Genomic DNA, 19,559 nt, shown 5'->3' with positions numbered 1-19,559 from the left:
TTCTTCCCCTAGTTGCCGCCGGATCGATCCTCTGGCGATGCGATGAAGGTCCCCTTGGCTGGCAGCGTGACGGCCAGCCCCCTGTCTCGCAGCTCCTGGATAGCGCGACGAGCTGTGCCGACGGCAACGCCGTACTGCTCGGCCAAGGCGCGCTCCCCCGGTAGCCGTGCGCCGGGACGAAGCGTCCTCGCCGCAATCTCGGCGGCGATGTGATCAGCAACCTGCCGATAGACGTACTCGGGTGCCGACGGGTCCACGGGCGACTCTGCCATGCATCGAACGTAGATCGGGACACAGCACCTCGCAGCAGGAGGTAGCGGCATGCCGCCCTATGAAGCGGCATAGAGCAGTATGGTGCAGTTGAGTTGCGAAGCGCCCCGGCGGTGCGCGAACACCCCGGGGCCGGCCGACGCTACATAGGAGCGCCGACATGCCCGATCGTATGACCCTTCGAGTAAGCCGAGACAGCGGCCGCACCTGGGGGCCGCGACGAACCATCGGAGACGGCGAAATAGCAGACCCGTACTCGCTGGCGTTCCCGCCCTGCGAGTGCCCTCGATGCGCGCCTGAGCACCGCGAGAGAGCCGAAACAGCCGATCAGTAGGCCCTCCCCCAGAGGCCCCGGCGCTTCCTCGTAGAGGCCGGGGCCTTCTGGCGTCTTTGGGGCCGCTTCAGCTACCCAACGCGTTCAGTCTTGTCACCCCGACGGCTCGTGCTCTCGTCGGAGTCAGGCTCTGGCCGATCCTCGGGCTCACGGTCGGCTGAGCCTGAAGTCTCACCCCTCAGCTCCCGGACGACTGCGCGCACGGCGCGGATGGCCTTGATCAGCTCTCGGCAGAAGTGAGGCACCTGGCGCGTGATGTACGCAAGTCCAGACAGCGCGCAGACGATGGCCAGAGCCCATTTGGCATCCATTGGGACCGAGAAACCTTCCCCTTGGGGGCGGCCGGTCCGGCGGCGGGCAGCCTCGGTCCGACCACCCAAACGATGGTCTGAACCGAGATGCTTGCCCGGCGAATCAAGATCTCGTGTCATGCGGTGCTTCTTGCAACTACCGCAATACGACACGGCTTCGTGTTCCAGAGTCTCGGCTTCCTCACGCTCGCCGGAGCGCGAGGAGTCAGCCTTACTCAGCACTGGAGGGCAAGTTGCGGTGCCCACAGTCGCAGCATACAGAAGCCCCGGCCCGATGGCCGGGGCTTCTCGTCAACTGCCAAGGCTTACAACGGCTCAGGCCGTCTCGGGGCGCTGGGCGCGAACGTCTCGCACGTCCACCAGGACGGCACGTCCTCGGCGTCCCCGACGCTGGATCAGTCCACGGGACAACCACGTGCGGATCGTGGACGCGGGTACCCCGGTCAGCGTCTCGGCCACGGCAACCGGGACGACGTTCCCGGCTTCCTCGGGCGCGGACAGCAACGCCAGGACGGCAGGGTCACTGTCGGCTTCCTGGGGCGGCTCAGGAGTCGTCTCCAGCTCGCCCCGTCCGTCCGGCTCTTTGGCCGGCTGCGGCTCTCCCTGGGGCGGAGACGCCAAGTGAAGAAGATGGGCAACAACCACCGGTGGCACGGCCGACGTGGCGGCCACGAGCCAGGCACCCGACGCCATGTGTCCCGTCTCGATCAGGTGGGCGACCATCTGAGCCGCCAGGGCCAGGCCGAGGGCGGCCAGCGAACCGACTACGGCCGAGACGCGTCCCGCCGCGCCTCGGGGTCGCGTTGCAGCGATGACAGCCGCAACGCCCGCGTAGACGCTGAGCGTTACCGGCATGAGCCACGCAACGGCCGGGGCCCATCCGGCGAGACGGGCCAAGGCGTACTCGCCGGGGGCGGACATGGCCAGGGCGGCGGCCAGGACGACGGGACGACCGACCGTTGCGGCGGCACGGGCGTACCAGGGGTAGACAGACATGAAGGCTTCTCCGGGTGAGCGGCGAGGGGAAGTCGGCAGGGTTCGGGCTCAGGCCCGGGACAGAGCGGCACGTACCTTCGCGCGGCCGAGACTCGGCGCGATGACGCCGGAGCGGCGAAGAGAGGACCGCCAGTCGGTCACGTCGGAGGGAGAATCCGCGGGGACAGCTACACCCGCACAGCGGCCACAGATGCCCGCGCGCTGGCCACGGGGAAGCGGAAGGCCGCACTCGGCGCACTCGGCCAGGGCGACGGCCTCGACGGTCTTCCGGGGGGCCGGGAGCTTCCTTTCGAGGCGGTTGGCAACGAGCTTCGCCGGGGCGTGCACGGACGCGGGCAGACCGGCGGCCAGGACGTTGCGAATCTCCAGCTCGGACACGCCACGGTCGAGCCACCGGGCGGCCAGGGGCGCCAGGGACAGGCAGTCGGCGGCCGACAGGCTAAGCTTCGCCTCATAGGCGCCCAGACGGCCCAGCATGGCCGCTGCGCGGCCGATCTCCGCCGTAGGCGCCGTCTCCGTCTGCGGAGCATCCCCCCGCCCGCCCTCGGCCGTCTCAGCGGCCTTCTCGGCCGCCTTCGGCGCCACGCGCTTCGGGGAGGGTTCTTCACCAGGGTTCTTTACTCCCTTGGGAGAGCGGCCGACGGCCCGACCGGCCGGTGAACCGACGGTCAGGATCCTGTCACTCGGTACCTCGGTCACAGGAAGGTCGGAGACGTGCACGGCCGTCGTCCACGTGCCGGTCTCGGGGTCCTGCTGGCGGACGCGCCGCACGTACCCCTCGGCCTCCAGCTCGGCCATAGCCTTGCGGACCCTCAGGCGCCCCTCGGAGACCTTCTCCGCAACGGTCTGGATGGTCTCTCGGCTGCCGTCCGGCAGGCTCAGCAGGTGCCCGAGGAGCCCGCGCGCGGTGAGGGACAGACGCGGGTGACGAAGGATGCCGTTCGGCATCGTGGTGAAGCCGTGAGCATGCCGGTTACGATGCACGAACATCGAAGTTGCCTCTTCGGTGTCGGGCCTCGGGCGGTTGCAGCCGCCGCGAGGCCACTTCATGATCTTTCGGCGTCATTCTGGTTCCCTCCGATCGTCCAGGAACAGCACGCCCCGGTGGGCGAGGGAGACCGCACCCGGCCGGGGCAGCCCGCTGCCGCCGCCGATGACGGCGGGCATGGTGGTGGAGTGGTGGGGCGCGCAGTAGGGGGCGGTGTCGATCAGCGGGCGCCCGGGCGGGAGGAGCCCGGCGACCGAGTGCACGGCGGTGACCTCCAGCGCCTCCTCGGGCCTCAGCGGCGGCAGCAGTCCGGGGAGCCGTTCGGCGAGCATGGTCTTGCCCGCGCCCGGCGGCCCCTTGAGGTAGAGGTGGTGGCCGCCGGCGGCGGCGATCTCCAGGGCGCGGCGGGCCTCGTACTGGCCTGCGACGTCCGCCATGTCGCGGCGGTGGGCGGGTGTCCCGGCGAGGCCGCGGACGCCGGTGCCGGGGAGGGCGAGCCCCGCCAGGAGGGGGTCGGGGCGCCCGGGGGCGTCCCGGTCGGGCGGCTCGTCGGGGACGGCCTCGCCGGTGAGGACGGCGACCAGCTGGCGCAGGCTGCGCACCCCGAGGACCGAGACCCCGGGGACGAGGGCCGCCTCGGAGGCGGTCTGCTCGGGGACGACGACCTCGCGGTACCCCGCGTCGGCGGCGGCGAGGACGGCGGGCAGCACGCCCCGTACCGGCCGGACGCGGCCGTCGAGGCCGAGCTCGCCCACGATGAGCAGGTCGGCGATGCGGTCGGGGTCGAGCCGCTCCGCCGCGGCGAGGACGGCGCACGCCACCGCGAGGTCGAAGCCGCTGCCGCTCTTGGGCACGGAGGCGGGGCTGAGGCCGACGGTGAGCTTGCGCTGCGGCCAGCTCTCGCCGCTGTTGGCGACGGCGGCGCGCACCCGGTCGCGGGCCTCGGTGAGGGCCTTGTCGGGGAGGCCGACCAGGGTGAAGGCGGCGACCCCGGGTTCGAGGTCGGCCTGGACCTCGACCACCACGCCGTCGACGCCGAGCAGCGCGACCGAGCAGGTGCGGGCGAAGGCCACGTCACACCACCCCGCGCAGGTGCTCGACCAGGGCGGCGCCGCGGCGGCGGCCGGTGACAGCGATGAGGTCGATGCGGACGCCGCCGGGCGGCGGGGCGGCGGGGCGGGGCGGTCCGGGCGGTGCCGCGGCGAGGCGGGAGAGGTGGACCGGCCACCGCTCGTCGAGCCAGCGGGCGGCGAGCCTGCGCAGCCGCTCGGCCTTGGCCTCGGTGAGGGCCTCCGCGGGCTGCTGGAAGCCGTTCTCGCGGCGGGTCTTGACCTCGCAGACGGCGAGGGTGTCGCCCTCCAGGGCGACGATGTCGAGCTCCCCCTCCCGGCAGCGCCAGTTGCGCTCCAGGACGGTCAGGCCTGCCTCCGCCAGACGGCGGGCGGCCACCTCCTCGCCGTAGCGGCCGAGGGCGGTGCGTGGGTGGGTCACGGCGGTCACCTCCGGCACGGAGCGTGCCGGAGGCGGGGCGGACGCGGGCGGAGGGCCGGATTCCTGTGGAGAACCCGGGGGGTGTGGAGGACGGCGCCCACCCTCAGGGGTGAATCCGGCGGGACCGGGTTGACGCGACGGGGTCGGGCCGGAGCCGGCCCGGGGGCTCAGCGGCCGAAGCCGGCCTCGTCGGAGGGCAGCTCCAGATCGGTCTTGGCGAGCTCCTCGACGTTGACGTCCTTGAAGGTCAGGACCCTCACCTTGCGGACGAACCGGGCCGGCCGGTACATGTCCCAGACCCAGGCGTCGGCCATCGAGACCTCGAAGAAGACCTCGCCCTGCACGGAGTGGACCTGCAGCTCGTAGTCGTTGGTGAGGTAGAAGCGGCGCTCGGTCTCGATGACGAATTTGAAGAGGCCGACGACGTCGCGGTACTCCCGGTAGAGCTTGAGCTCCATCTCGGTCTCGTACTTCTCGAGGTCCTCGGCACTCATCCCCACGTCCCCTTAGCTGTCGTGCGTCCTCCCATTGTGGACCACCGGCGGGTCCGCGGAGGCCGCGGCGGGGCCGCCACCTGCCCTACCGGGCCCGGCGGCGCAGTCTGCGGAGCAGCTCCGCGGCCGGGCCGACCGCCGCGGTCACCAGGACGAGCAGGGCACCGGCCGCCGAGACGAGGGCGGCCGGGACCAGCGGGCCGTGGGCGGAGGCCGCGCCCGGCCCGCGGACCGCGTCGAAGGCGGCCGTGCGGTCGATGCCGCCCATCCGCGCCATCGGCCAGGCGGTGCCCTCGACCCGGCCGACCACGTCGCTCGCGGGCACGGTGCCCGACGCCTGGTCGAGGTGGACGCGGGAGTCGAGCGATCCCAGCCGGTTGTCGCCCATGAGGAAGAGGCGCCCCTGCGGGATCCTCACGGAGAACTTGCCGGCGTTGTAGCCGTGCGCGAGGTACGGCTCGTCGATCGCGGTGCCGTCGACGGCGATCCGCTGCCGGGCGTCGCAGCAGACGATGGTGTCGCCGCCCACGGCCACCACGCGCTTGACCATCAGGGCGCCGCCCCAGCCGGAGTCGCGGAAGACCACGACGTCACCGCGGCCGACGTCCTTGCCGTCGCTCGTGCGGGCCAGCACGATGTCGCCCGGACGGACCGTGGGCTCCATGGAGTCGGTGGGCACGCTGTAGGGGCGGTAGCCGACGGCGACCACGCCGAAGCCGCCGACCATGAGCACCAGCCCGAGCGCGATGACGACGCCCTGCAGCACGGCGGACAGCCGGCGGCCGGGCGCCCCTGCCGGGGCGGGCGCGGGCTGCGGACCGGCGGTCCCGGGGGTCGTCGCGGGCTGCGGCCCGGCCGTCCCGGGGGCCTCGCCCGCGGTCTCACCGGCGGTCCTGCTCATGGGCACCGTCCCAGCTCGGCCGAGCCCCGGGGTCCGGCGTCCTCCCGCGGACCGCCCGGGGCGGCCGCCTCGACAGCCGTACCGGGGCCGGCGGGCGCACGGACGGGCGGGCCGCGGCACGTCCGAGCAGACTACTCGCCGGTACCGCGGCCCGCGCAAGGGCCGGGGCGGAGCATTCCGGTCACGGACGGTCACCCGGGACGGTGTCAGGCCGAGGCCCGCGTGCGGCAGCTGCGGCGGCTGCGGCGGACCAGCAGGGTCAGCGGCACCGCACCGGCGAGCCCGGCGGCCGGCGGGACGAGGGAGCCCGCGGCGGACAGGCCGGGCTGGTGGAAGGTGCCGGGGACCGGCAGCGTCGCCCAGCGGGCGAGCGGCCACGCGACGACGAAGGCCCGGCCGACGACGTTCTTCACCGGCACCGTGCCGCCCCCGGGCTCGTCCATGTGGAAGCGCGAGTCCGACGAGTCGTTGCGGTGGTCGCCCATCACCCAGATCCGCCCGTCCGGCACCTTGACGGTGAACTGCTTGTCCGGGTCGCACGCGGGGGCGCCGGGGAAGACGTACGGCTCGTCCAGCGCCTTGCCGTTGACCTCCACCGGCCCGCTGCCGTGGCACTCCACGGTGTCGCCGCCGACCCCGATGACCCGCTTGATCAGGTCCTTCTCGTCCGCCGACGGCATCAGACCGACCCACCCGAGGACCTTCTGCAGCCCCCGCACCGCGCCGCTGCCGCGCTGCACGGGCTCCTCGGGCAGCCAGCCGCCCGGGTCGTGGAAGACGACGGCCTCGCCGCGCTCGGGCCCCGCGCCGAACCACGGCGTCAGCTTGTCCACCAGCACCCGGTCACCCTTCTGCAGGGTGTTCTGCATGGACCCCGACGGGATCGAGAACGCCTGCACGAAGAAGGTCTTGATCACCAGCGCCAGCACCAGCGCGATGCCGACCAGGATCGGCAGCTCCTTCCAGAAGGACCGCTGCTGCCCCGGCTTCCGGGCGCCCTTCCCGGGACGCCCGGCCTCCCCCGGACCGGACCGGCCGTCCGGCCCTCCGTGGCCGGCGGTGTCCGTCCCGGCGGCGGCTCCCGCTGCGGCACCGGAGGTCCGCTCCACCGCGAGTCCGCCGGCTCCCGGGTCGTCCACGGAGCCCGCGGTACGGCTGCCGGGGTCCTCGGGCCCACCGGCCCCCGAACGGGCGCCGGTCACCAGATCCCCCACGACATCTCCTCCCTGCACTGCAGGCGCACCCGCGCCCACGCCGAATACGGCACCGCCCCGCGGCACCGCCTGCTCCCGGTCCTGCACGGCACACCGCACACCGCACACCGGCAACCTCCAAGGCACCCGGCACGACCACGCACCGCGCACCCCACCCTCTCCACCACCCGCGGGAACCGTCCGCCCGGCCCGCGCGCGGCCGCCGTCCGGCCGCAGGGACGGGCGCTCCTCCGCCCGCGGCGGACGGCGGAGGGCGGGGCCGCGCCCCACCCATAACGAGCGGGGGTTCCCCGGGATCCGGCCTCACGGCGCCGGGCCGGAGGGGTTGACCGAGATGTTGACCGCGGCGTGGGCGGGACGGGGGAACCGGTCCCGAGGAGGCGCCGGGGGACGGTGGCCCGGTGACCCGGAACGGCAGGACGGACCGGATGCCCGCCGGGCCCGCACCGGGCACGGAACGGGCCGCGGTGCCGCCCGGGGGTGTCCGGGCGGCGCCGCGGCCCGTGCCGCCGTGCCGTTCTGCCGTTCTGCCGGGGAGCCCCGCGGCTACGCCTCCGGACCGGCCCCCTCCGGGGCGCTCCCGGGCACGGCGGCCCGTCGGCGGCGCAGGAGCAGGGTCAGCGGCACCGCACCGGCGAGCCCGGCGGCCGGCGGGACGAGGGAGCCCGCGGCGGACAGGCCCGGCTGGTGGAAGGTGCCGGGGACCGGCAGCGTCGCCCAGCGGGCGAGCGGCCACGCGACGACGAAGGCCCGGCCGACGACGTTCTTCACCGGCACCGTGCCGCCCCCGGGCTCGTCCATGTGGAAGCGCGAGTCCGACGAGTCGTTGCGGTGGTCGCCCATCACCCAGATCCGCCCGTCCGGCACCTTCACGGTGAACTGCTTGTCCGGGTCGCACGCGGGGGCGCCGGGGAAGACGTACGGCTCGTCCAGCGCCTTGCCGTTGACCTCCACCGGCCCGCTGCCGTGGCACTCCACGGTGTCGCCGCCGACCCCGATGACCCGCTTGATCAGGTCCTTCTCGTCCGCCGACGGCATCAGACCGACCCACCCGAGGACCTTCTGAAGGCCGCCGGCGAGACCGCCGGAGGTCTCCACGGGCTCGTCGCCGAGCCAGTTGCCGGGGTCCTTGAAGACGACGACCTCACCGCGCTCCGGCTCCGCGCCGAACCACGGCGTCAGCTTGTCCACCAGCACCCGGTCGCCCTTCTGCAGGGTGTTCTGCATGGACTCCGACGGGATCGAGAACGCCTGCACGAAGAAGGTCTTGATCACCAGCGCCAGCACCAGCGCGATGCCGACCAGGATCGGCAGCTCCTTCCAGAAGGACCGCTGCTTCGTCCCGGGCCGCGCCCGCTCCGGCTTCTCCGGCTCCGGCGCGCGGTCCGGCTGCGGATGCTCGGACATGGTCGTACCGTCCTCCGTGCTCGGCGGTCCGCCCGGGTCGTCCACGGAGCCCGCGGTACGGCTGCCGGGGTCCTCGGGCCCACCGGCCCCCGAACGGGCGCCGGTCACCAGATCCCCCACGACATCTCCTCCCTGCACTGCAGGCGCACCCGCGCCCACGCCGAATACGGCACCGCCCCGCGGCACCGCCTGCTCCCGGTCCTGCACGGCACACCGCACACCGCACACCGGCAACCTCCAAGGCACCCGGCACGACCACGCACCGCGCACCCCACCCTCTCTACCACCCGCAGAGGTGGCCCGCCGTCAGCCACGCACGGCGGGGACCGCCGTTCAGCCGCGAGGGGTGGCGCCCCTGCGCCACCGGCGGACGGCGAAGGGCAGCGCCCCCGCCACACCCATAACGAGCGGGGGTTCCCCGGGATCCGGCCTCGCGGCGTCCGGCTGCGCGGACCCGCCGACGCGGCCGCCGGGGTCCGGGACGGCGGCCGGGAGGGGTCCCGCCGCACCGATCACGCTGCCGGGCGGCGGGGGGAGGACGGAGAGCGAGGCGGGTTCGGGCAGCCGGTGGAAGCGCGGGACGGGCCAGGCCACCACGACGGCGCGGCCGATGACGTTCGAGAGCGGGATGGTGCCGTTGCCGAAGTCGGTCATGTGGAAGCGCGAGTCGGCCGACAGGTCGCGGTGGTCGCCCATCACCCAGAGCCTGCCGCGGGGGACGGCCACCTTGAAGGTGATGCGGGAGGCCGGGTTGCCCGGCGCCACGTACGGCTCGTCCACGGCCGTGCCGTTGACGGTGAGCCTGCCGCTGCGGTCGCAGCAGGCCACGGTGTCGCCGCCGACGCCGATGACCCGCTTGATCAGGTCGCCCTCGTTGTCGGAGGGCAGCAGGCCGACGGCCGTGAACGCCTGCTTCACGCCGCGGACCACCGGCCCGTCCTCGGAGGCCCTGCGCTCGTCGGGCGGCAGCCAGTTGCCGGGGTCGCGGAAGACCACCACGTCGCCGCGCCGGTACTCCTTGCCGAACCAGGGGGTGAGCTTGTCCACCAGCACCCGGTCGCCGATCTTGATCGTGTCCTCCATGGACCCGGACGGGATCACGAAGACCTGGAGCAGGAACGTCTTCAGCAGCAGGGCGATCACGAGGGCGACGCCCGCGACCACCGGGAGCTCCCGCAGGAAGGAGCGCTTGCGGCGGCGGGCCGCACGGCGGGCGATGCGGCGGCGCTCGGCCCGGCTGAGGCCGGAGCTGCGGCGGCGCCTGCCGTCGCGCCCGGGACCGTCGGCCCCGGAGCCGGAGCCGGAGCCGACGGCGGCGGCGGCCGTCCGGTCGGGCGCGGACCCCCCGCCGGGCGGCGGGTCGGCGACCCGCGGCCTACCCCTGGTCCCCATGCCGACCGCTCCTCCCTGCCGCGTCCACCGCGTCGTACGCCCCGGGGCGCCGGAGGTGCCGCCAGTGCCCGAAGGGATATACGACCCAGTCGGCCCGACCGATCACCTTGTCCTCGGGGACGAATCCGCCGCCCGGTTCGCCGAGGTGGTCCCGGGAGTCCCGGGAGTCGCTGCGGTGGTCGCCCATCACCCAGAGCTTCCCGGCCGGGACCTCCACGTCGAAGGGCACCGAGGAGGCGGTGTCGCCCGGGAACAGGTACCCGGACTCGTCCAGCGGCACGCCGTCGACGGTGATCCGGCCCTGCCGGTCGCAGCAGACGACGCGGTCGCCGCCCACTCCGACGACGCGCTTGACGTAGTCGGTCTCGGACGGGGAGGTGAGGCCGAGGTAGGAGCCGAGCTGGCGCAGGGCGGCGCCGAGGCCGCCGGGGGCGGCGTCGTCCTGGAGGAAGGAGCCGCGGCCGTCGAAGACGACGACGTCGCCGCGGCGGACGCGGCCGCCGAAGTCGTAGGCGAGCTTGTCGACGAGGACCCGGTCGCCCACCTGCAGGGTGCCCTCCATCGAGTGGGAGGGGATGGCGTAGGGCTGGGCCACGGAGGCGTTGACCAGGCCCAGCAGCAGCAGGCAGACCAGGACCGCCATCCACCGGTTCCAGCGGTTCGGCCGGCCCTGGCCGCGTCGGGCGCGGGTCGCGGTCCGGTCCCCGTCGGAGGCCCCGGGAACGGCCGCGGACCGCGGCGGCCGCCCGTCGCCCCGGTCGGGGGAGGGCGTGCCGTCGCGGTCCGCGAGGGGTTCGTGGGTGCTCATCGGGCGAAGCCTATCCGGCCTCGAACGGGTGGTCCCCACTCCCGGGCGAAGCCGGGGGCGTGCGCGGTCCGGCTCAGCGGTCGCGCTTCTCCTTGATCTTGGCGGCCTTGCCGCGCAGGTCGCGCAGGTAGTACAGCTTGGCGCGGCGGACGGCACCGCGGGTCACGACCTCGATCTTCTCGACGATCGGGGTGTGGACCGGGAAGGTGCGCTCGACGCCGACGCCGAAGGAGACCTTGCGGACGGTGAAGGTCTCGCGGACGCCCGCGCCCTGGCGGCGGATGACGACGCCCTGGAAGACCTGGACACGGGAGCGGTTGCCCTCGATGACCCGGACGTGCACCTTGAGGGTGTCACCGGGGCGGAAGGCGGGGACGTCGTCGCGCAGCGACGCGGAGTCGATGACGTCGAGCAGGTTGCTCATCGGGACTCTCCATCATGGGCGCCACGGGTCACCCACGGAATTCGGAAGGATCGGGAGGGTGCTGCTCGCCGGGACCGGGTCCCGGTGGACGGTGTTCCCCCCGTGGCAGGGGCAACGCCACGCAGCAGCGGTCTATTGTTCCACACCGTCCGGTCCGGGCCGAAATCGGCCGGCCGCGTCGTCCCAGGCCACGCCGAGGGCGTCGAGCGCCCGGCGGTCGTGCTTGTCGAAGGCGGCCTTGTCCCAGCGGCCCACGAGGTCCGGGCGCATGCGCAGGGTCCGGCGGAAGGCCTGCTCGCGGCGCCAGCGGGCGATCAGGCCGTGGTTGCCGCTCAGCAGCACCTCGGGGACGGTCCGGCCGCGCCACTCGGCGGGCTTGGTGTAGACGGGGCCCTCCAGCAGGTCGGCCATGGCGCCGGCGGCGAAGGAGTCGTCGCGGTGCGACTCGGCGTTGCCGAGGACGCCGGGCAGCAGCCTGGCCACGGCCTCGACCATGACGAGGACCGCGACCTCGCCGCCGGCCAGCACGTAGTCGCCGATGGACGCCTCGACGACCGGCATCCGGTCGGCGGCCTCGTCGATGACGCGGCGGTCGATGCCCTCGTAGCGGGCGGGGGCGAAGGCGAGCCACGGCTCGGCGGCCAGGTCCTGGGCGAGCGCCTGGGTGAAGGGGCGGCCGCTGGGGGTGGGCACCACCAGGGTGGGCACGGCCCCCTCACCGGCCTCCTTCGCGCCCTGCTCGACGACCGAGTCGAGCGCGGCCCCCCACGGCTCAGGCTTCATGACCATGCCGGGGCCGCCGCCGTAGGGGGTGTCGTCGACGGTGCGGTGCACGTCGGTGGTCCAGTCCCGCAGGTGGTGCAGGTGGACGTCGAGCTGCCCGCGGGCGCGGGCCTTGCCGACCAGCGACACGTTCAGCGGTTCGAGGTACTCGGGGAAGATGGTGACGACGTCGATGCGCATGGGCGCCGGTCACTCCCGCCCGGTGGTGCCGTCGGCGCCGCCGCCGGCCCCGTCGGCACCGGACCCGTCCGCACCAGCGCCGTCACCCGTCCCGCCGTCGGCGTCCCGGCCGTCCTCGCGGCTGCCGGCGACCTCGGCCCGGTCGGGGTCGATCAGGCCGGGCGGCGGGTCGATGACGGCCCGCTGCTCCTCCAGGTCGATCTCCGGGACGATCCGCTCCACGAAGGGGACCAGCACCTCGCGGCCCTCGGCGGTCCGGACGTTCAGCAGGTCCTGGTAGGGCAGGTGGACGACCTCGGTGACCTCGCCGACCGGGGTGCCGTCGCGGAGGACGACGTCGAGGCCGACGAGCTGGTGGTCGTAGTACTCGTCGGGGTCCTCGGGGAGCTCGGCCGGGTCGACCTCGGCGATGAGGAGGGTGTTGCGCAGCGCCTCGGCGGCGTTGCGGTCCCCGACGCCCTCGAAGCGCAGCAGCAGCCGCCCGCTGTGCACGCGGCCGGACTCGACGGTGAGCGGGCCGGCCGAGGGCGGGTCGGTGAGCAGGACGGCTCCGGGCGCGAGCCGGAGCTCCGGCTCGTCGGTGCGCACCTCGACGGTGACGTCCCCCTTGATGCCGTGGGCACGGCCGATCCTGCCGACGACGAGCTGCACGGTGATCGCGCTCCTGGTGGGTCTGCGTGCGCGGGTCCGCACGCTGGTGGGTCTACGGGGCGGCCGCCGGGCGGCCCTGCTGCGGGGCTCCCGGCGCAGGGAGGGGCGAACGCCGCAGGGCCGGCCGGGACGAGGTGCGTCCCGGCCGGCCCTGCGGAGAGGCCGTGCGGCTCAGCGCATGTCGTCGACGTCGACGAGGTCGACGCGGACGTTCCGGCCGCCCAGTGCACCGACCACGGTGCGGAGCGCACGCGCGGTGCGGCCGCCGCGGCCGATGACCTTGCCGAGGTCCTCGGGGTGCACCCGGACCTCGAGGGTGGCGCCCCGGCGCAGGTTGCGCGAGCGCACCTGGACGTCCTCGGGGTTCTCGACGATGCCCTTCACCAGGTGCTCGAGGGCTTCCTCGAGCATCCTCAGGCCTCGCTGGACGCGGTCTCGGCCTCGGCGGCCTCGTCCTTCTTGTCCGACTTCTTGGCCTTCGGGGTGATGGCGGCACCGGTGGTGCTGTCCTCGAAGCCCTGGACGGCCTTGGCGAAGAGGTGGCTGTAGTCCTCGACCTTGGGCTCGGCGACCTTCAGGGGGGCCGGAGCCGGCTCGCCCTTGAACTTCTGCCAGTCGCCGGTGAGCTTGAGGATGGCGAGCACGGGCTCGGTCGGCTGCGCGCCGACGCTCAGCCAGTACTGGGCGCGCTCCGAGTCGACCTCGATCTTCGAGGGGTCGTAGGTCGGCTGGTAGACGCCGATCTCCTCGATGGCGCGGCCGTCGCGCTTGGTGCGCGAGTCGGCGACGACGATGCGGTAGTGCGGGGCACGGATCTTGCCCAGACGCTTCAGCTTGATCTTGACTGCCACTGGAGTGGGGTCTCCTGGTCTTGACGTGGGTGAGCGGCCGCGCGCGCCACGTGGGGTTGTGGACGCCGGCTGCCCGACTGACACGCCAGCCGGAGGAGAGAGGGGTCCTGCTCGGCTGCCGAGTACTCAGCTGCCCATTGTGCCACAGTGCGGGCCGCCCTCCGGACCGGACGGGGGCCCGGCGGCCCGGGCCGTGCGTCATCGCGGCGCCGCGGTCCGGTCCGCCGCGGTGCCGCCGGGCATCCGGCGCCCCCGCGCCCGCATCCGGGCCCGCGCCGGCACGGGACGCGCACCCGCGGCGCCCGCACGTCCGGACGTTCCCGGGGGCCGGGACCCCGGGAACGTCCGGCTCAGGACTCCTGGGCCGGGTCCGCGATCCGGAACGGCTGCTGGCAGGCGCCGCACACGATGGACGCCTGGGCGAGCACCGAGGGCACCACCCGGACGTTCCGCCCGCAGCCGCAGACGGCCTTGACCCGGACGCCGCCGCCGGAGGAGCCGTGCCGGGTGGCCGGGCCGCGGAAGGCGCGTCCGCGGCCCTCGCCGCTGACGGCCTCGGAGTGCGCGCCGAGGGCGAGGTCGAGGCGCTCGATGGTGTCCGCGTACCGGGAGCGGGTCTCCGGGAGCATGGTCACCAGCGAGAAGCCGCTGCTGGGGTGGGGTTCCACCGGATGGGCCAGGCCCAGCTCGTCGGCGATGGCGAGGAAGCGCCGGTTGTGGTAGCGCCCGGCTCGCGAGGTGTCGCGGATGCCGCGGGCGGCCGCCAGTCCGTGCGCCGCCTCGTGCAGCAGCCGCTCGAAGCTGAGCTCTGTACCGCAGGCGGAGGAGGACTCGCCGATCAGCGACTCGGGGGCCGCGAGGTCGGGCAGGTCCGGGTGGTGGCGCTGGATGTCGCTCCAGGCGGCGGCAAGTTCGGCCGCGAGGACGAGGGGCTGTGTCGTGCTCACGCTATGCCAACGAGGGAGAGGGGTCGGATGTTCCGTCCGCGGAGCAGCGATCGCACTTCCCGCCTACCGGCGGGTACGCCCCGACCTGGGCGTAGGCGCCTGCCGAGCACCTGATACAACGTCGAACTCCTGTCCTGTGCGCCCCGCCGGACGCACACGGAGGGTGAAGGGGTGGGCCCGCGGCCCCTCACGGAGGGACCGCGGGCCGTACACGATATCCGTCCGGTCAGTAGGCGCGGGCGACGATCGCGATGTTGCCGGGCTGGTCGTCGGCCTCGGGCACCGAGCCGTCGGCGGCCACCAGGCAGCGGACGCTGACGCCCTGCTCCGCGAGCTTGGCCTCGCCCTCCGGGCCGAGGTCGGCCCAGGAGATGCGGCCCCAGCCGGTGGCGGCGGCCTCGACCGCCTCGTCGACCGACGCCACGTCGACGGTACGGGCCTCGCGGCGCTCCCGCGACTGGCGCAGCAGCAGCGCCTGGTCCTCCTCCAGCACCGACGGCACCAGCTGCGCCAGCGCGTCGACCGCGACCGGCTCCTTGCCGCCGGGGATGCGGCGGGCCAGCATCGCGGTGCCGGCCTCCAGGTCGCGCGGGCCGACCTCGATGCGGACCGGGACGCCCTTGAGCTCCCAGTCCACCGCGCGGCGGCCGAACGGGACGTCCGTGCGGTCGTCGACGGCGACGCGGACGCCGGCGGCCTCCAGGGCGGCGCCGATCTCCCGGACCTTCGCGACCACCGCGTCGTCGCCCTTGATGGCGAGGACGACGGCCTGGACCGACGCCAGGCGCGGCGGGACCCGCAGGCCGTTGTCGTCGCCGTGGGACATGATCAGGCCGCCGACCATGCGGGTCGAGGTGCCCCAGGAGGTCTGCCAGACGTGCTCCTGGTGGCCCTCGCCGGAGAGGTACTGGGTGCCGAAGGCCTTGGCGAAGTTCTGGCCCAGCTCGTGGCTGGTGCCCATCTGCAGGGCCTTGCCGTCGCCCATCATGCCCTCGAGGGTGAGGGTGTTGATGGCGCCGGCGAAGCGCTCGCGGGCGGTCTTGCGGCCCAGGACCACGTCGATGCCGAGGACGTTGACCATGAAGTCGCCGTAGACGTCCGTGTGGATCATCGAGGCGTAGGCGCGCGCGTCCTCGTAGGTGGCGTGGGCGGTGTGGCCCTCCTGCCAGAGGAACTCGGTGGTGCGCAGGAAGACGCGGGGCCGCAGCTCCCAGCGCACCACGTTGGCCCACTGGTTGATGAGCAGGGGCAGGTCGCGGTAGCTCTGCACCCACTTGGAGAAGTACTCGTTGATGATGGTCTCGGAGGTGGGCCGGACGACGACCGGCTCCTCCAGGTCCTTGCCGCCGCCGTGGGTGACCACGGCCAGCTCGGGGGCGAAGCCCTCGACGTGCTCGGCCTCGCGGGTCAGGTACGACTGCGGGATGAACATCGGGAAGTACGCGTTCTGGGCCCCCGCGCGCTTGATGCGCGCGTCCATCTCCTGCTGCATCCGCTCCCACAGGCCGTAGCCGTACGGTCGGATGACCATGGTGCCGCGCACCGGGCCGTTGTCGGCCAGTTCGGCCTTGTTGATCAGGTCCTGGTACCAGCGCGGGAAGTCGTCCGCCTGGGGGGTGAGCACGGGAGCCTTTGCCATGGGGCGAATGGTACGGGGCCCGCGCGCCCGACCGTGAATCGATGCACGGGCGGGGGCGCACCACCGCCGCGCCCGCGCGCCTCCCCCACTCCTCTGGACGCCGGGCCGCGACGGGGGTTGTCTGTATCCGGGGGGTCTGCACGCGGGGGGTCTCGGGAGCACGACGGGGGTCCACGGGTGCCGCGGTGTGCGCCGCGGCAGAAGGACCGGATGGGAGGCCGCAGGATGGCGTCAGCTCAGGTGAGGAGCACGGCCCCGGAGCTCACGCGGGCGCAGCAGCGGGCGCGCGACTGGGCGGAGATCCAGGAGCGCATGCTGGTGCCCCTGTACGAGGCGGTGTACCACCGGCTGGAGGTCGGCCCGGCGACCAGCGTGCTCGGCCTGGGCTGCCGCTCGGGGCTGGCGCTGCTGCTGGCCGCCGCCAGGGGGGCCGAGGTCGCGGGCCTGGAGCCCGAGGGCGAACTGCGCTCCCTGGCGCGGGACCGGCGGCTGAGGGTGCTCGCCGACGTGCACCGCGACGCGGCCCCGGAGGGCCCCCCGCCCACCACGCACTCCCTGGTCACGGCGTTCGAGAACCTGTACTGCGCGGCCGATCCGCAGGAGCTGGTGCGCAGCGCCGCCCGGCTCACCCTGCGGGGCGGGCACGTGGTCCTGGCGACGTGGGGGCCGCCCGAGCGCTGCGAGAGCGCCGGCGTGCTGGACGTGGCACGGCGGCTCGCCCCTCCCCCGTCCGCGGGGCGCGGGGGGCGGCGGTACGACCCGTTCGGGCTAAGCGCCCCGGGGAAGTTGGAGTCGCTGGTGGTGGGCGCCGGGCTGCGGCCCGACGGCAGCGGCCGGGTGTCGTGCCCGTTCGCCTACCCGGACCTGGAGAGCGCGGTGCGGGGCCTGCTGTCCACGGGCGTCTACGACACGGCGGCGGAGTACTCGGGCGAGGCCCTGGTGGTCAAGGAGCTCACGGAGGCGCTCCACCCGTACCTGCGGGACGGCGGGGCGGTGCGGATGGCCAACGTCTTCCGGTACGTGGTCGCCCAGGCGCTCTGACGGTGCCGGCCCCGGCCGCGCCGTGCGGCCGGGAACCGGGGCGGCGGCGCGGCGGCGCGGCGGCGCGGCGGCGCGGCGGCGCGGCGGCGCGGCGGCGCGGCGGCGCGGCGGAACGGACGGCGGACGGGCGGCGGGCGCCCGGACGGCGGGACGCGCTCCGGGCGGCGGGGCCCGTCAGGCGGACAGGCCCGGCCACTCCTCGGCGGTGAGGGCGTAGCGCTCGTGGTCGCGCCAGTCGCCGTTGATGTACAGCATCCGGGGCGAGTAGCCCTCCAGGCGGAAGCCGAGGCGCTTGGCCATGGCGGCGGACCGCTCGTTGTCGGGCTGGACGTTGATCTCCAGGCGGTGGAGGCCGAGGCCGCCGGCGCGCTCGGGGGTGAAGCAGCGGTCGACCACCAGCCGCAGGCCCTCGGTCATCCGGCCGGTGCCGGCGTAGGGCAGGTAGGAGTCGTAGCCCAGCGAGGCGTTGCAGAAGCGGCCGAGGGCGATGTTGGCGACGTTGCACTTGCCGGCCAGGCCGCCGTCGGCGGTGTCGACGATCAGGAAGGTCCGCAGCGCGGGGCCCTGCCGCTGGAGCAGGGCGGGGAGGTCCGCCTCGACCGGGTTCCAGGGGCCGATGTGCTCGGCGGAGCGCAGGACGGCTGCGGCGTAGGCCTCGGCGTCGGAGGGCCGGGGGGCTCGGATGGTCACTCGCACGGGTCCATCATCGGACACGCCAGCGGCCCGCCGCACCCGGTTCACGGGTGCGGCGGGCCGCCGGCGGGGTGCGGCGGGCCGTCCGGGCCGCCGCGGGGCCGTCACTGCGGGGGCAGCAGGTCCCTGAACTCCTTGGGCAGCTCGAAGTCGGCCGGGCCCTGGCCGGCGCCGAGGCCGAAGGCCCCGCCGGGCTGGGCTGCGGCGCCGCCCGCGGCGCGCCGCTCGGCGGCGGCCTTCTCCTCGGCGGCGCGCTTGAGCGGGTTGCCGGAGCGCTGCTTGCCCTTGCCCTTGCCCTGCTTCTTGGCCTGGCGCTTGGGACCGCCGCCCATGCCGGGCATCCCGGGCATGCCGGGGATGCCCTGGCCGCCGGCCATGCGGGCCATCATCTTGCGGGCCTCGAAGAACCGCTCGACGAGGTTGTTGACCTCGGTGACGCTCACGCCGGAGCCCTTGGCGATACGGGCGCGCCGCGAACCGTTGATGATCTTCGGGTCGGTGCGCTCGGCGGGCGTCATCGACTTGATGATGGCGCCGACGCGGTCGACGTCGCGGTCGTCGATGTTGTTGATCTGCTCGCGGATCTGGCCCATGCCCGGCAGCATCCCCAGGAGCTTGGAGATGGAGCCCATCTTGCGGACCTGCTCGAGCTGGCCGAGGAAGTCGTCGAGGGTGAACTCCTTGCCGCCGCCGCGCAGCTTGGAGGCCATCTTCTCGGCCTCGGCCTGCGAGAACGTCCGCTCCGCCTGCTCGATCAGGGTGAGCACGTCGCCCATGCCGAGGATGCGGGAGGCCATCCGGTCGGGGTGGAAGGCGTCGAAGTCGTCGACCTTCTCGCCGTTGGAGGCGAACATGATCTGACGGCCGGTCACGTGGGCCACCGACAGGGCCGCGCCGCCGCGGGCGTCGCCGTCGAGCTTGGAGAGCACCACGCCGGTGAAGTCGACGCCGTCGAGGAACGCCTGGGCGGTGGTGACCGCGTCCTGGCCGATCATCGCGTCCACGACGAAGAGGACCTCGTCGGGCTGGACGGCCTCGCGGATGTCCGCGGCCTGCTGCATCAGCTCGGCGTCGATGCCGAGGCGGCCGGCGGTGTCGACGATGACGACGTCGTACTGCTTGCCGCGCGCGTACGCGACGGAATCGCGGGCCACCTGCACCGGGTCGCCGACGCCGTTGCCGGGCTCCGGCGCGAAGACGTGCACACCCGCACGCTCGCCGACGACCTTGAGCTGGTTGACCGCGTTGGGGCGCTGGAGGTCGCAGGCCACCAGCAGCGGGGTGTGCTTCTGCTGCTTGAGCCAGTGGCCGAGCTTGCCCGCCAGGGTGGTCTTGCCCGCGCCCTGGAGACCCGCGAGCATGATCACGGTCGGGGGCTGCTTGGCGAAGCGCACCCGCCGCGTCTCGCCGCCGAGGATCGCGATGAGCTCCTCGTTGACGATCTTGACGATCTGCTGCGCCGGGTTGAGCGCCTGGGAGACCTCGGCGCCCAGCGCCCGGTCCTTGACCTGCTTGATGAAGGCCCGGACCACCGGGAGGGCCACATCCGCCTCGAGCAGGGCGATGCGGATCTCACGGGCCGTGGCGTCGATGTCCGCCTCGGTCAGGCGGCCCTTGCCCCGGAGGTTCTTGAACGTCGCTGCGAGGCGGTCGGAAAGGGTGTCGAACACGTCGGTCGCGGGTCCCTCGTGGCGTCGGTACGGGTACGGTCGTCGCCCCCAGGGTATCCGGCCGCCGTCCCGGC

At 74.0% G+C, this 19,559-nt stretch carries 20 protein-coding genes and 1 pseudogene; 1 reads left to right on the top strand and 20 read right to left on the bottom strand.

The window, feature by feature from the left end; all coding sequences use genetic code 11:
* Window positions 1-8: 8 nt before the first annotated feature.
* The 18 genes and pseudogenes from ACFY07_RS20930 to proS all read right to left on the bottom strand — a co-directional run bounded on the left by ACFY07_RS20930 (window position 9) and on the right by proS (window position 16,081).
* On the bottom strand, window positions 9-272 hold the full coding sequence (locus ACFY07_RS20930) for a GntR family transcriptional regulator (RefSeq protein ID WP_390870470.1): 264 nt from the start codon (window positions 270-272) through the stop codon (window positions 9-11).
* A 958-nt stretch (window positions 273-1,230) separates the two neighbouring features.
* Window positions 1,231-1,911, bottom strand: a complete 681-nt coding sequence (locus tag ACFY07_RS20925; protein WP_390870469.1) for a hypothetical protein — start codon at window positions 1,909-1,911, stop codon at window positions 1,231-1,233.
* 48 nt (window positions 1,912-1,959) lie between these two features.
* Window positions 1,960-2,901: a hypothetical protein gene (locus tag ACFY07_RS20920; RefSeq protein ID WP_390870467.1), complete on the bottom strand. Its 942-nt coding sequence runs from the start codon at window positions 2,899-2,901 to the stop codon at window positions 1,960-1,962.
* An 81-nt stretch (window positions 2,902-2,982) separates the two neighbouring features.
* Window positions 2,983-3,972, bottom strand: a pseudogene (locus ACFY07_RS20915) (ATP-binding protein); the annotation flags it as partial.
* A 1-nt stretch (window position 3,973) separates the two neighbouring features.
* Window positions 3,974-4,390 carry a YraN family protein gene (locus ACFY07_RS20910; protein WP_230655085.1) on the bottom strand — a complete coding sequence of 139 codons (417 nt, stop codon included), beginning with the start codon at window positions 4,388-4,390 and terminating at the stop codon, window positions 3,974-3,976.
* 167 nt (window positions 4,391-4,557) lie between these two features.
* Window positions 4,558-4,884, bottom strand: a complete 327-nt coding sequence (locus ACFY07_RS20905; RefSeq protein ID WP_055586940.1) for a DUF2469 domain-containing protein — start codon at window positions 4,882-4,884, stop codon at window positions 4,558-4,560.
* Between the two features lie 85 nt (window positions 4,885-4,969).
* The gene (lepB, locus tag ACFY07_RS20900) at window positions 4,970-5,785 is read right to left on the bottom strand and encodes a signal peptidase I (protein WP_390870465.1); all 816 of its coding nucleotides are present in this window, start codon (window positions 5,783-5,785) and stop codon (window positions 4,970-4,972) included.
* A gap of 206 nt (window positions 5,786-5,991) precedes the next feature.
* The gene (lepB, locus tag ACFY07_RS20895; protein ID WP_390870463.1) at window positions 5,992-6,999 is read right to left on the bottom strand and encodes a signal peptidase I; all 1,008 of its coding nucleotides are present in this window, start codon (window positions 6,997-6,999) and stop codon (window positions 5,992-5,994) included.
* Between the two features lie 546 nt (window positions 7,000-7,545).
* Complete coding sequence (lepB, locus tag ACFY07_RS20890) at window positions 7,546-8,406, bottom strand: signal peptidase I (RefSeq protein ID WP_390870461.1); 861 nt, start codon at window positions 8,404-8,406, stop codon at window positions 7,546-7,548.
* Between the two features lie 333 nt (window positions 8,407-8,739).
* Window positions 8,740-9,798 (bottom strand): signal peptidase I, encoded by a 1,059-nt coding sequence (gene lepB / locus ACFY07_RS20885; RefSeq protein ID WP_390870459.1) that lies wholly within the window; start codon window positions 9,796-9,798, stop codon window positions 8,740-8,742.
* Complete coding sequence (gene lepB / locus ACFY07_RS20880; RefSeq protein WP_230655071.1) at window positions 9,782-10,606, bottom strand: signal peptidase I; 825 nt, start codon at window positions 10,604-10,606, stop codon at window positions 9,782-9,784. Before lepB (ACFY07_RS20880) ends, lepB (ACFY07_RS20885) begins: the two co-directional genes overlap by 17 nt.
* Before the next feature lie 73 nt (window positions 10,607-10,679).
* Window positions 10,680-11,030 (bottom strand): 50S ribosomal protein L19, encoded by a 351-nt coding sequence (gene rplS, locus ACFY07_RS20875; RefSeq protein WP_230655068.1) that lies wholly within the window; start codon window positions 11,028-11,030, stop codon window positions 10,680-10,682.
* A gap of 132 nt (window positions 11,031-11,162) precedes the next feature.
* The gene (trmD, locus tag ACFY07_RS20870; RefSeq protein WP_390870457.1) at window positions 11,163-11,993 is read right to left on the bottom strand and encodes a tRNA (guanosine(37)-N1)-methyltransferase TrmD; all 831 of its coding nucleotides are present in this window, start codon (window positions 11,991-11,993) and stop codon (window positions 11,163-11,165) included.
* Window positions 11,994-12,002: 9 nt separating this feature from the next.
* Complete coding sequence (rimM, locus tag ACFY07_RS20865; RefSeq protein ID WP_390870529.1) at window positions 12,003-12,644, bottom strand: ribosome maturation factor RimM; 642 nt, start codon at window positions 12,642-12,644, stop codon at window positions 12,003-12,005.
* Between the two features lie 171 nt (window positions 12,645-12,815).
* Window positions 12,816-13,055 carry an RNA-binding protein gene (locus ACFY07_RS20860; protein ID WP_230655063.1) on the bottom strand — a complete coding sequence of 80 codons (240 nt, stop codon included), beginning with the start codon at window positions 13,053-13,055 and terminating at the stop codon, window positions 12,816-12,818.
* A gap of 2 nt (window positions 13,056-13,057) precedes the next feature.
* Window positions 13,058-13,495 carry a 30S ribosomal protein S16 gene (gene rpsP / locus ACFY07_RS20855; protein ID WP_230655061.1) on the bottom strand — a complete coding sequence of 146 codons (438 nt, stop codon included), beginning with the start codon at window positions 13,493-13,495 and terminating at the stop codon, window positions 13,058-13,060.
* A gap of 350 nt (window positions 13,496-13,845) precedes the next feature.
* Window positions 13,846-14,442 (bottom strand): hypothetical protein, encoded by a 597-nt coding sequence (locus tag ACFY07_RS20850; RefSeq protein ID WP_230655059.1) that lies wholly within the window; start codon window positions 14,440-14,442, stop codon window positions 13,846-13,848.
* Between the two features lie 226 nt (window positions 14,443-14,668).
* Window positions 14,669-16,081: a proline--tRNA ligase gene (proS, locus tag ACFY07_RS20845; RefSeq protein ID WP_390870455.1), complete on the bottom strand. Its 1,413-nt coding sequence runs from the start codon at window positions 16,079-16,081 to the stop codon at window positions 14,669-14,671.
* 225 nt (window positions 16,082-16,306) lie between these two features.
* On the opposite strand from proS, the gene ACFY07_RS20840 reads away from it, so the two are divergent.
* A complete protein-coding gene (locus ACFY07_RS20840; protein ID WP_230655056.1) occupies window positions 16,307-17,122 on the top strand; it encodes a class I SAM-dependent methyltransferase in 816 nt (271 codons plus the stop codon).
* Between the two features lie 174 nt (window positions 17,123-17,296).
* On the opposite strand, the gene ACFY07_RS20835 is transcribed toward ACFY07_RS20840, so the two are convergent.
* Window positions 17,297-17,818, bottom strand: coding sequence for a GNAT family N-acetyltransferase (locus ACFY07_RS20835; RefSeq protein ID WP_230655054.1), 522 nt, complete (start codon window positions 17,816-17,818; stop codon window positions 17,297-17,299).
* A gap of 101 nt (window positions 17,819-17,919) precedes the next feature.
* Complete coding sequence (gene ffh / locus ACFY07_RS20830; protein ID WP_230655052.1) at window positions 17,920-19,485, bottom strand: signal recognition particle protein; 1,566 nt, start codon at window positions 19,483-19,485, stop codon at window positions 17,920-17,922.
* Between the last annotated feature and the right edge of the window lie 74 nt (window positions 19,486-19,559).

It is taken from the genome of Streptomyces sp. NPDC001380 (assembly GCF_042895785.1).
GTDB lineage: Bacteria > Actinomycetota > Actinomycetes > Streptomycetales > Streptomycetaceae > Peterkaempfera.
The sequence above is the reverse complement of the archived record's forward strand: the minus strand, read 5'-3'. Positions and strand labels throughout refer to the sequence as shown.